At 60.5% G+C, this 11,878-nt stretch carries 8 protein-coding genes and 1 rRNA gene; 6 read left to right on the top strand and 3 right to left on the bottom strand.

From position 1 onward, the window contains the following. The coding region (locus GX181_07755) for a phosphohydrolase (GenBank protein ID NLM71835.1) at window positions 1-770 on the bottom strand (770 nt) is incomplete at its 3' end. A 531-nt stretch (window positions 771-1,301) separates the two neighbouring features. Between GX181_07755 and dnaA the strand changes: the two genes are divergently transcribed. The 5 genes from dnaA to GX181_07730 all read left to right on the top strand — a co-directional run bounded on the left by dnaA (window position 1,302) and on the right by GX181_07730 (window position 7,480). After that, entirely contained in the window at window positions 1,302-2,627 is a 1,326-nt protein-coding gene (gene dnaA, locus GX181_07750) for a chromosomal replication initiator protein DnaA (protein ID NLM71834.1), read from the top strand. Window positions 2,628-2,850: 223 nt separating this feature from the next. Continuing rightward, a complete protein-coding gene (gene dnaN / locus GX181_07745; protein NLM71833.1) occupies window positions 2,851-4,017 on the top strand; it encodes a DNA polymerase III subunit beta in 1,167 nt (388 codons plus the stop codon). A gap of 9 nt (window positions 4,018-4,026) precedes the next feature. Continuing rightward, complete coding sequence (recF, locus tag GX181_07740; GenBank protein NLM71832.1) at window positions 4,027-5,082, top strand: DNA replication and repair protein RecF; 1,056 nt, start codon at window positions 4,027-4,029, stop codon at window positions 5,080-5,082. A gap of 33 nt (window positions 5,083-5,115) precedes the next feature. After that, window positions 5,116-7,008, top strand: a complete 1,893-nt coding sequence (mnmG, locus tag GX181_07735) for a tRNA uridine-5-carboxymethylaminomethyl(34) synthesis enzyme MnmG (GenBank protein ID NLM71831.1) — start codon at window positions 5,116-5,118, stop codon at window positions 7,006-7,008. Beyond that, window positions 6,995-7,480 carry a DUF721 domain-containing protein gene (locus GX181_07730; protein ID NLM71830.1) on the top strand — a complete coding sequence of 162 codons (486 nt, stop codon included), beginning with the start codon at window positions 6,995-6,997 and terminating at the stop codon, window positions 7,478-7,480. Before mnmG ends, GX181_07730 begins: the two co-directional genes overlap by 14 nt. Window position 7,481: 1 nt before the next feature. On the opposite strand, the gene GX181_07725 is transcribed toward GX181_07730, so the two are convergent. Continuing rightward, window positions 7,482-10,577: a PAS domain S-box protein gene (locus GX181_07725; GenBank protein NLM71829.1), complete on the bottom strand. Its 3,096-nt coding sequence runs from the start codon at window positions 10,575-10,577 to the stop codon at window positions 7,482-7,484. A 162-nt stretch (window positions 10,578-10,739) separates the two neighbouring features. Next, a complete protein-coding gene (locus tag GX181_07720; protein NLM71828.1) occupies window positions 10,740-11,492 on the bottom strand; it encodes a M23 family metallopeptidase in 753 nt (250 codons plus the stop codon). Between the two features lie 324 nt (window positions 11,493-11,816). On the opposite strand from GX181_07720, the gene GX181_07715 reads away from it, so the two are divergent. Next, a 16S ribosomal RNA gene (locus GX181_07715) occupies window positions 11,817-11,878 on the top strand; the annotation flags it as partial.

Here is an 11,878-nt window from a genome sequence, read left to right as displayed (position 1 = left end):
CGGCTGCGCAGCGACACGGCCCACTCGCCGGAGAAGCGCTTCGCGGCCATCGCTACCAGCAGGGGGGGATTATCCATGCGGTCAAGCACCAGTCCGCCGAAGTCCGACACGTCGCCGAACTCCAGTATCCCCGGCTCGACGAAGGCCAGGTCGTCGCCGCTCCTGTCCATCCTCTCCACGGCGGCGGCGAATCGCCTCTCCTGCTTCTCCACAAAGTCCTCGGCGGCGCTCCTCTCGTGAGGCGCCAGCTCTGCATCCGGGTCGCATGCCAGTCGCGTGAAGACGCTATGCGGCCCGCACAGGGTGATCATGGCGTGCCAGAGCCTGCTGTCCGGCTCCTTGTTTATCCACAGGTCGCGGTCGTTTGCCAGCTCGACGATCCTCTCCAATCCCTCCAGCCCGGGTGCGTCCCTCTCGAGCAGCCAACGGTAGTAGACCTTGGCGGCACAGTAGTTCGTGTCGATGACAGCCCACGGCCTGTTGCCGTAGCGGGCCGCCGTGGTGTCGTGATGATCGAACAGAAAGGGCTCGTCCCCCGGCTCGTGAAGCCTGTCCAGCCTCTCCACCGTGCGCTCGTTCTGGCAGAAGAGATCGACAACCGTCAGGTCGTGACCGGCGTCCAGTGTCTCGAGTATGAGGGCGTCCACCGAGCCGTAGCCCGCGAGAGAGACCCTCACCGGGCGATAGGGCCGCCATCGCCTCCACGCAACTGCCGCGGCAGTCACCCCGTCGAGGTCCGTATGGCTTATAACGTGCAGCAGAGAGACCAACAAAAAAACCCCCTTCAGCAGGATGCGTTCGGTGATTGGATTACATTCTAACCCCTCTTGGCTTCCTTTGGAACAGTACTAAGGTCCCGGAAGCACCAGGCATAAAAACGATCATACCAGGCTTTCGGGAGGAAGGAGTTAAAAATGCAACGAACACTGGCTATGACAGGCATTTTCGGTAAATCTACCATCGGAGTCCCTCGAAAGACCACACTTCTCCACAAGAGTTATCCACTTATGTGAATAACCTGTGGATAAGCCCGTGCACTCTGATGTCGCAAGCGCGAGGTTCTTTGTACCCGGACATGAAATTTTGGGACAACTCCCCTGCAACCGTCCGAGTCGGGCTTTTTTCTATCCACACAGGAGTCGGGAGGTTGTGGATATGTGGATAAGTTTTGTGGACAACTCGTCCATTTTTCGATCTTTTTCCCCATTCAGGGGGGCCAATCATCATATCCGATCATGAGGCCTTCGGCTTATCCACAATCCCTGTGCTATTATGGTACCATTCTCTTCGAGAGGTGAATCATAGTGGAAAAAGACTTGCAGCATATGTGGGACAGCCTTCTTGACGAGGCAAGCTCCGTGCTTCCGCCCGGTGCCACCGACACATGGCTGAGGACTTGCGCTCCCACCGAGTTCAGGGACGGGGTGCTGGTGCTGGACGTCCCGAACGTCTTCGTGAAGGAGCAGATCTCCTCACGCTTCCTGAGGGAGCTCACCGGCGTGTTTTCAAAGAACGGCGGCGGCAGGACGATAGAGCTGAGGGTCGGCGCCGAGACCGGCAAGGACGAGAGAGAGCGAGCCGAGAGGGCGGCTTCGTCCGGCTATGTAGAGAGGGGGGGGCTGAACCCCGGCTACCTGTTCAACTCCTTCGTGGTCGGAAAATCGAACCGACTCGCTCATGCGGCAAGCCTCGCTGTCGCGGAGACGCTTGGCGAGGCCTACAACCCTCTCTTCATCTGGGGAGGAGTCGGACTCGGCAAGACGCACCTCATGCACGCGATCGGCCACTACGTCCTGGACCGCAACTCCGCCTCCCGCGTCACCTACGTCAGCTCCGAGAAGTTCATCAACGAGTTCATCCAGTCCATAAAGAACAACAAGACGCAGGAGTTTAAATCAAAGTATCGCAATGTGGATATCCTGCTGATAGACGACATCCAGTTCCTCGGCAACAAGGGGAGCAGCCAGGAGGAGTTCTTCCACACCTTCAACCAGCTCCACACCTCGAAGAAGCAGATAGTCATCTGCTCCGACCGGCCGCCGAAGGAGATACAGAGCATAGAGGACCGTTTGGTCAGCCGCTTCGAGTGGGGTCTTGTCACGGATATCCAGTCCCCCGACCTAGAGACCAGGATCGCCATCCTGCAGAAGAAGGCGCAGTTGAGGCGTTACAACGTCCCTGACGAGGTGATAAACTTCCTGGCCCTGAACATACCCAGCAACATACGGGAGCTCGAGGGTGCGCTCAACCGGGTGGTCGCCTGCTCCGAGCTGGCTGCCGAGCCAATAGACGAGGAGAAAGCTAGGGAGTGGCTCAAGGACATAATCAGGAAGGATGCGCGCGAGCCGATAAGCATCGACTCCATCCAGAACACTGTGGCCGACCACTTCAATATGACCGTGGAGGACCTGCTCAGCTCCAAGAGAACCTCCGACCTGGCCATGGCCCGCCAGATAGCCATGTACCTGTGCAGAAAGAACACCGACTCCAGCCTTCTGCAGATCGGGCTGGCCTTTCAGAGGAAGGACCACACCACGGTGCTGCACGCCCACAGAAAAATAACCAGGATGACGAAGGACGAGCCACGCATAAAACAGATTGTGGATACGATAGAGAATAAGTTGTGAAGCGCGATGAATAAAAGTGGACAACTTCGCGCCGCTGGAAAATGTGGACTATATATGTGGACAGTGTGGATAAATTCCACATAAAAACGACAATTTCATCCACATGTGGAAAACCTGTGGCACGAGCCGTCGGGGATACTTATCCACATAATCCACACTGCCTATTACTATTATTACTACCTAGAAGATAAATAATAAAAGATGTGCCTCGGGAGGGATAAGAATGAGACTGCAGATAAACAAGGGAGAGTTCCTCAAGAACTGGCTGATAGCGGAGAGAAACACAAGCCCCAAAAGCACGATAAGCTCCCTGACGGGAGTGTTGATCCGCGCTCCCGCCGGGGAAGAATCGGCCACCCTGGAGGCGACGGACCTGAAGACCTCCGTGAAATGCGTCTCCTCCGGTGTCATCATCGAAAAAGAGGGAGAGGCAGTCCTGCCGGTCCGCCTCGTGGGGGAGCTGTTCAAAAAGGCTCCCACCAACATCTTCACACTATCCATCGACGAGGGAAGGGGCGTCATACACTCGGGCAGAAACCACTACAGGTTCACCACCTACCCGACCAAGGAGTTCCCGAGCCTGCCGGTCTCCGACGACGCGTCCCGGTTCTGCTCCATAGTAGCCGGAGATCTGCTTAAAATCCTCAACGAGGGCACAGTAGCATGCTCCGCCACCGAGGAGTTCCCAAAATACTTCGGATGCGTTCTCTTCCAGCTTTCGGGCGGAGAGATGAAGGCCGTGTCCACCGACGGAAGAAGGCTCTCCCTTTCAAAATGCGAGACCACGGACAACGGACCAGATGGTGAGTTCCTTCTCCCCCTGGCGGGGGTAAGGGAGATACAGAGATTGGTGGCCTCCCTCGACGGTCAGACCCCGATCACTATAAAGGCGGAGAGGACTCTCGTCTTCTTCCAGATGGGAGGGGTCGAACTCTCGGTGAGGCGAGTGGACGCTCACTTCCCGAACTACGAGGCCATCCTCTCCTCGGAATACACCACCACGATGGAGATCAACAGGGCCGACCTTATCGCGGCTCTCGAGAGGGTGGACATCATAGTCAGGGAGTCGGAGAACCGCAACGTGGCAATGTGCCTCTCGCCCGGGGGGGATGTCCTCCTGCAGGGAAGCGCGCCCCAGGCAGGGGCAGTGGAGGAGATTCTGGACGCGTCGATCAGCGGCAATGCGCTGAACATCACGTTCAACGTGGCATATCTCATGGACGGGATCAAGGCGGTCAACAGCGACAGGGCGTCGATGAACCTCAACGGACCGGCCGAGCAGATGGTGATACTGAGGCCCGGCGGGCAGGATTTCCTCTACATGCTGATGCCGGTCAAGACCTCGGAGACGGACCGCCGCTTCGACGAAGAAGAGGAAACGGCGTATTAGCCTCCTCCGATGAGGTGCGACGAGCTGCGCCTTCATAACTACAAGAACATACGCACCGGGGAGATATTTTGGGGAGAGGGGCTTAATCTGCTGGTCGGCGGAAACGGCGCCGGAAAGACGAACTGCCTGGAGGCGCTTCACATCCTGATGGGGTGGGGCCCCATCGGCGATAGGCGGAATATTGCCTCATGGGACAGGCCCACGGAGAGGGTCTACATCACCGGCTGCTTCTCAGGGGAGGAGGAGGCCTTCCTCGCTGCGGGAATAGGTGCAAGCACCGTGGTCAAGTACAACGGAAAGCGATGCTCCTTTTCCGATGTCCGGTCGATTTCACCGTCCCTCGCCTTCCTCCCGCAGGACATGGCCCTGATCGACGGATCCCCGTCGAGGAGGCGCTCCTTCGTCGACAGGCTCTGCGCCCTCCTGTGGCCCCTGTACGCCCTCAGGCTCACAGACTTCAAAAGGGCGGTCCGACACAGGATCGCACTGCTTAAAAGAGGCGCCCCCCTGGGCGCCCTGTCCAAGAGCATGGCCGCTCCCGCATCGTGGCTGTGGAGGGCGAGGGAGCAGGCTATCTTATGCTTGGTGGAGGAGCTGTCGCACCTCGAAGATCTTCTTCCGATGCCCCTCGATCTCACCCTCAAGAGGGGCGGAGCGGGAAGGGAGAGCGACCCGGCCGCCGACTGGTGGAGGTCCCTGGAGGCCGCCGGACCCAGGGAGAGAGCCTGCTGCACCCCTCTCGTAGGCCCGCACAGGGACGACATACTCTTTCAGTGCGACGGAATGTCGGCGGCGAACTGCCTCAGCAGGGGGCAGAAACGCCGTTCCTCCGTGGCTCTGGTCATAGCAGCCGGAAGGTGCATCCAGAGAAAACTCAGGCGTTCCCCGATACTCCTTTTGGACGAGATGGCCTCGGAGCTGGACCGGACGGGGAGGGGGCTGTTCGTGGACGCTCTTGCGGCGACCGGCTGGCAGGTGATCGCCACCGCCGCCGAGGAGGTGCTTCCCGACTGGCCGGGGAGGACCCTGATGGTCGAAAAGGGAGAGGTGACCTTGGTCTCCTGAGAGGCGACCGGCTCTTTTGGGAAGGGATGACCGATGGCTCTTTACGCGAAGAAGTACGACGTCATAGTGGTCGGAGGCGGTCACGCCGGATGCGAGGCTGCGCTCGCCGCCGCGAGGATGGGGGCATCCACTCTCATGCTCAACCTCTACCTGGACAACACGGCGATGATGCCGTGCAACCCCTCCATAGGCGGCCCGGCCAAGGGGCACTTGGTGAGGGAGATCAGCGCCATCGGGGGCGAACAGGCCGAGGCGGCCGATGCCTCGACAATGCTGGTCAGGATGCTGAACACCTCCAAGGGCCCGGCCGTCAGGGCCCTTCGCGCACAGTGCGACCTGAAGGAGTACGAGCGTTATTTCACCATGAGAATTCAAACCCAGCCGGGGCTGGACGTGCGGCAGGAGATGGTCGTCGGCCTGTGGATCGAGGACGGTAGGATCAGGGGGGTCGGGACCCGCTACGGGTTCGACTACGAGGCGAGGACCATGGTGCTGGCCACCGGGGCCTTCCTGGGTTCCAGGGTTCACATAGGGTCGGAGAACTTCCCCTCCGGGCCTCTGGGACAGCCTCCGTCGACCGAGCTGGCATTCTCCCTCGAGGAGTCGGGGCTCGCCGTCCGCAGGATGCGCACGGACACATCCCCCAGGCTGCACCTGGACACGCTGGACCTGGCCGAGCTGATAGAGCAGGAGAGCTCGTCCGAGCCTCTCTCCTTCTCCCTGTGGGGGGAGGGGAGGGTGCACAGCGGGTACAGCTGCTACCTCACCAGGAGCAACCGCCGGACTCACGACATCGTCCGGGCGAACCTGGACAGGTCGCCCCTGTCGATGGGCTGGATACAGGGTGCAGGCCCCCGCTACTGCCCCTCCATCGAGGCAAAGGTCATCAACTTCCCGGAGAAGGAGAGCCACCAGCTCTTCCTGGAGCCGGTGTCGCGCGGAAACAGGGAGGTCTACGTTCAGAACTTCTCCACCAGTCTTCCGCTGGACGCTCAGCTGGAGATGGTCCACACCCTTCCCGGCTGCGAAAGGGCCTTTATAACTCGCCCCGGCTACGCGATAGAGTACGTCTGCATAGACCCGACGATGCTGACCCCCTGGCTGGAGATGAAGCACGTGTCCGGCCTCTTCTGCGCAGGGCAGATCAACGGCACCTCCGGTTACGAGGAGGCCGCGGCCCAGGGGCTCCTCGCCGGGATAAACGCGGCGCTTAAAGCCGCGGGGGAGGATCCGTTGGTGCTTAAAAGATCGGACTCCTACATCGGGGTCCTGGTGGACGACCTCGTGACCAAGGGCAGCGACGAGCCGTACCGGATGCTCACCAGCAGGTGCGAGCACCGTCTTCTGCTGCGCCACGACAACGCCGGGCGAAGGTTGGCCCCTTTCGGCAGGCGGCTGGGCCTGATCGACGACGACAGGTGGAACAGGATAACCGGGTCGTGGAGGAGGGTTGACTCCGAGCTGGAGAGGCTGGGGCACGCCAGGGTGCGGCCCTCGGGCGAGCTGAATTCGGCCTTGGCAGAGGTCGGATCCTCACGCCTGGAGGAGACCGTATCGGCTATCGAGCTGCTCAGCAGGCCGGAGGTCCCATACGGCCTGGTGGCCAGGTTCTCCCCGTCGGACGACCCGCCGGTCGGCGAGGAGGTCCTCTCTGTCGAGACGGAGGTCAAGTACCGGGGGTACATAGAGAGGCAGGAGCGGCAGGTGGCTCGCATGGAGAGGATGGAGGAGGTCTCTCTTCCCGGTGACATGGACTACGACGCAATCCCAGGACTGCTGGCGGAGAGCAGGCAGAAGCTGAGTTCGATCCGCCCCGTTACCCTCGGGCAGGCGGGGAGGATAAGCGGGGTGACGCCCGCGGACGTGCATATCCTGTCCGTCTGGCTAAGCTCTCTCTCCCGGAGGGGCCGGGATGACCAGGCGTAGAGGCGGCCCCGACCCGCGGCCGCTGAGCGGCATAGTGAGATCTGCACTGCCGAAGGGGTCGGAGGAGAGGCTCTTCCTTCCGGAGCTGCGCAGGATCTGGGCCGAGATAGTAGGGGACGCCCTAGCCAGGAGGACCTTCGTGGAGGACTTCCACAGAGGCGTGGTGACTGCCAGGGCGGACGGCCCGGCCTCGGCCAAGATGGTGTCCATGAGGGGGGCGTCGATAGCCAGGGAGCTGTCCGGCAGGACCGGGATGAAGGTGGACAGGGTGTCTGTCGCCACGGGAAGGATAACGAGGGCTGCGGCTAAAAGAAGGGGCGCGCAGCCGCCCTCTCGAATCTCGCCGACGAAGGAGGAGGTGGACGAGTGCTTCGAGGAGGTGAGAGGCTCCTTCTCCCGGGAGGGAGAGATGGTCGCCCGAAGGCTCGCCTCTCTCATGGCCCTGTTCAGAAAGCGCTTCCCCGGGGCTTGAACTACCGCTTCAACTCCTCGGCGACAAGCTTCCCTACCCTTTCGTAGACCTCCATAAGCTCCTTCAACAGCTCTGCGGTCCGCCTCTCGTCCCCGTCCTTGGCGGCGAGCTGCAGCTTCTTCGCCACCCTGCTCAGCCGGACGGAGCAGGCATTGCCCGCCGCCCCCTTGATCGAGTGGGCGATCTTGGCGGCGTCCTCGTACTCGCCGCCCGCTATCTTCTTCCTCAGCAGGTCCATGTCGTGGCACGTCGACTCCAGGAAGAGCTCCAGGAGCATTTTCCCCTCCTCCAGGTCGTCGAACAGCTTGGAGTAGAATCCCTCCGCGTCGAACAGCTCCTTGTCATCATCCTTGAGGCTCTTCTTCGGGGCGGGTTTCTTCGCCCTTACGTCCGCCTTCCTCATCGGGAGCCACTTGTAGAGCATGTCCATCAGCCCGGCGGACGAGAAGGGCTTTGAAAGATAGTCGTCCATTCCCCTGTTCAGACACTCCTCGCGGAAGTCCTTCGCCGCGTGAGCGGTCAGGGCGATTATTGGGACAGAGTGATCCAGCACCGAGGACCCCCGGTCCCTGATGATATCGGTGGCCTCGTACCCGTCCATCTCCGGCATCTGGATATCCATCAGGATCAGGTCGAACCGCCGAGACGACAGTATGTCTATCGCCTCCCGCCCGTTGTCCGCGATGGTCGTCTTGATGCCCGCTTTGTTCAGCATGAGCCTTACCAGCTCCCTGTTCACCGGGTTGTCCTCGACTATGAGCACTGACGGAACGACATCCTTCATATCGGGCCTTGGCGGCCTGTCTCTCCCTCTCGTCGCGTCCGGGTTGTCCCTGGGCGTCTCGAACGAGAGCCTGAAAGAGAAGGTAGACCCCTCGCCCGGCTCGCTCTCGGCCAGAAGGAAGCCTCCCATCGCCTCCACTATCTGGTGGGAGATGGCGAGCCCCAGCCCCGAGCCGCCGTACTTCCTGTTGAGCGAGCCCTGTGCCTGCTTGAAAGGGGTGAAGATATCCTCCATCAGCTGCTCCGGTATGCCCGGCCCCGTGTCCGACACGGAGAAGAGCAAGTCCACGTTTCCGGGGGACGAGTGGACCGTCTCCGCAGATAGGACCACTCCCCCCTCCGACGTGAACTTCACCGAGTTCGACAGGAGATTTATCAGCACCTGTCGCAGTCGGACCGGGTCCCCCATCAGCAGGGAGGGGAGGTCCCCCTTAACCCGAAGCTCCAGTGAGAGCCCCTTCTCGGCCGCCTGCAGTGCGAATAGCTCCGTCGCATCGTCAAGCAGCGACAAGACGGGGAAGGGCATGATGTTCAGCTCCACTCCCTTCGACTCCATCCTGGAGAAGTCCAGCAGGTCGTTCAGAACTCCGAGCAGGTTCGACGCGCTAGTGTGCACCATGCGGGCGTAGTTGTGCTGCTCGTCGTTCAGCCCCGACTCCAGCAGCAGCTCCGACAAACCGAGGATGCCGTTCATCGGGGTGCGTATCTCGTGACTGACGTTCGCCAGCAGCTGCGACTTGGCCTCGCTCGCCCTCTGCGCTTCGTCTTTGGCTGCTAGGATCGCCCGTTCCGCCTCCTTCTCCGCAGTGATGTCCAGGCCTGCGGAGTGCATCACCTGGATATTACCATCCGGGTCGAAAAAGGCCCTGTTGATCCAGGAGAAGAAGTGTTCTACGCCTTTAGGGTCGACATACCTCTCCTCGGCATGAACGATAGGGTTGTCCGGCGTGAGCGAGGCAAGCCTCCTGTACGCTACGATCCTCTCCTCCTCCGGAAGAAGTTCAGGGAAAGGAATGCCCAGCAGTTCATCCCTGGATCTTCCAAAAAAAACGCTATAGGCTTGGTTCGCATAGAGAATAGTACCGTCCTGCAGTGCGGTGCTTATCATCACGGGCGAGTCCTCCGCGAGAGAACGGAATCGCTCCTCGCTCATCTTCAGCGCATCCATCGCCTCCTTGAGCGAAGTCATGTCTATTGCGGTACCCACTATGCCGAACAGCTCACCGTCCGACGTGTATACCGGGCTCTTGGTCACGTGGTGCCATCGGAGCTCTCCGCCCCGTCCTCGAATGGTCCTTTCCTTTGTGAAGCCCTTGCCCGTCGCTAACAGCCGGTCGTCCTCCTCCTCCATCGGACTGGCGCGACCCGGAGAGAACAGCTCCGACGCCGCCTTTCCGTAAAACCCCTCCTTCTGGATCCCGATGTAGTCGGCGTAGTGGCTGTTCACCAGGATGTAGCGCTTCTCACGGTCCTTCACGATGATGCCCAAGGGAAGGGCGTCCATTATCCTCTGCCGAAGGTCGAGCTCGCGCTGGATCTCCCTCTCCAGAGACTTCCTCTCCGAGATGTCGATCACGTACCCGTCCAGGCGCAGAAAATCCCCCTCCGGCGACAGAGTCACCCTGCTGTAGGTCTCAACGTCGACCGCCGAGCCATCCCTCCTTCTGAAGACGTCCTCGCGGCGGACCCATTGGAAGGGTTTCTCCATCAGTTCCATGACGATACCCTCCGTAAGCGAGGGATCCGCGAGCACCGAGCCTGGCAGCATCCCCGTCAGCTCCTCGGGCGAGTCGTAGCCGAGAATCTGAGCGTATTTAGGGTTGATTTCCGAGAAAATGTCCACGGGCGAGACCTGGAAGATGCCGACCGGGGCGTTGTCGAATAGATAACGGTAGAAGCCCGCCCTGTACTCCAGGTCGCCCTGCCGCCTCTTCTTGTCCGTGATGTCCCTCGCGACCTCGAACGCCGCCAGCACGCTCCCGTCCGGTCCGGTCACGGGGATTCCCCTCACCAGCATGTACTTCTGTTTCTCCTTTATATAGAACTCCCTCTCGACCACCTGTCCGGAGGTGAAGACGTCCGATATCGGGCAGCGGGGACAGGGGGACTCCAGCCCGTGATGGACGCCGTAGCAGCGCCGACCGACGATCTCCGACGGCGACAGATCGAGGACCCTCCCCTTCGTCCCGGACGCCCAGAGATACCTCATATCCCGGTCGATCAGGGACACCTCGTCCCCCATTGAGCCGAGCAGAGGTTCGAGGGCCTTGATGTGATCCATCAGCTCCTGAAGGGATTCTACCTGCTGAACCATGACGGCGGATCATCTCCTTCCCGCTTTTATGACTATTTTACCGTCTGGGGCCGGGAAAACAAAGAACGAAACTCCTTCGCGCGCATCGTATAATAAAAGCCCGCCTCCCATTCTCGCGGGAAAGCGGGCCAGGTACTCCTCGAATCAAGGAGGGGGGAGCGTCTATTTCAGGTACTTCTCCGGGTTCACCGGCTTGCCGTCTATCAGCACGCTGAAGTGGACGTGGTTGCAGGTGGCGCGGCCGGTCCTGCCCACCTTCGCTATCGCCTGTCCTTGGCGGACCGTATCGCCGACCTTCACCAGGTTGGCGCTGTTGTGGCTGTAGCGCGTCCTCATCCCGTCCCCGTGGTCTATAGTCACCGTGCGCCCGAAGCCGCGTATGTTCCCGGAGAATACCACCCTGCCGGAGCGGGCCGCCAGTATTGGTGTGCCCGAGGGCGCCGGGATGTCCACACCGTCGTGCAGCCTTCCGCCTCTCATCCCCCAGGGGGAGGTGATCCTGCCGGAGACAGGGCGGAGGAACCTCTCCGCGGGGCGCGGAAGGACCTTCGCCGGCGCGGGCATGGTAAACTTCACGCTTCTCTCCCCTCTTATGGTGGAGGCAAACGACTCTCCCCTCCTGCGGGCTCGCACCTCCGCGAGGGTCAGGGCCAGGTCGGCCTCTTGCCTCGGGATCAGGATGCTCTCCCCCGCAGCCAGAGGGACCTCCCTGCGGGAGAGCTCGTTAGCCCGTTCGATGGTCTCGGGCGGAACGCCATAGTCCTCGGCCAGCGAGTCAAGGCATTCGTCGCATACCACCAGATGCTCCACCCATGGAAGCTCGTTGCAGGAAGAGCCGCGGGGGATGAAAAGAAATAGGGCGGCGACGGCGAGTATCGACAAGGGACGTTTCGAAAGACGGAGACAAGAAGACATTCGGAGGACCTCCCGTTCTCTTTACGTGTCCTGAACCTTCGCCGTATGATACCCCATAGAACAAGCTTGCGGACAGTAAAATTACCTAATCGGCCCCGGTTCTCCCGGACAGAGCGGTGTCCACCACGATGAAGCAAGGTTGTTTTCAGAATATACTTTTTATGTTTTTCCAGTTGACAAGGCCTGAAAACGTGATATTATACCCCTCGCGCCTTTGAAACGGCGTGTTTTTCCCTCTGTCCGGCGATGAGCCCGTGCGGAGGAGTCTTGAACCTTGACAGTCTTATAAGAGCGAGATAAGCATGATAAATCAGCGAACAGCAATAATCCGAGAGTTTGATCCTGGCTCAGGACGAACGCTGGCGGCGTGCTTAACACATGCAAGT

The organism is Synergistaceae bacterium, assembly GCA_012521675.1.
Taxonomy (GTDB): Bacteria; Synergistota; Synergistia; order Synergistales; family Aminobacteriaceae; genus JAAYLU01.
The sequence above is the reverse complement of the archived record's forward strand: the minus strand, read 5'-3'. Positions and strand labels throughout refer to the sequence as shown.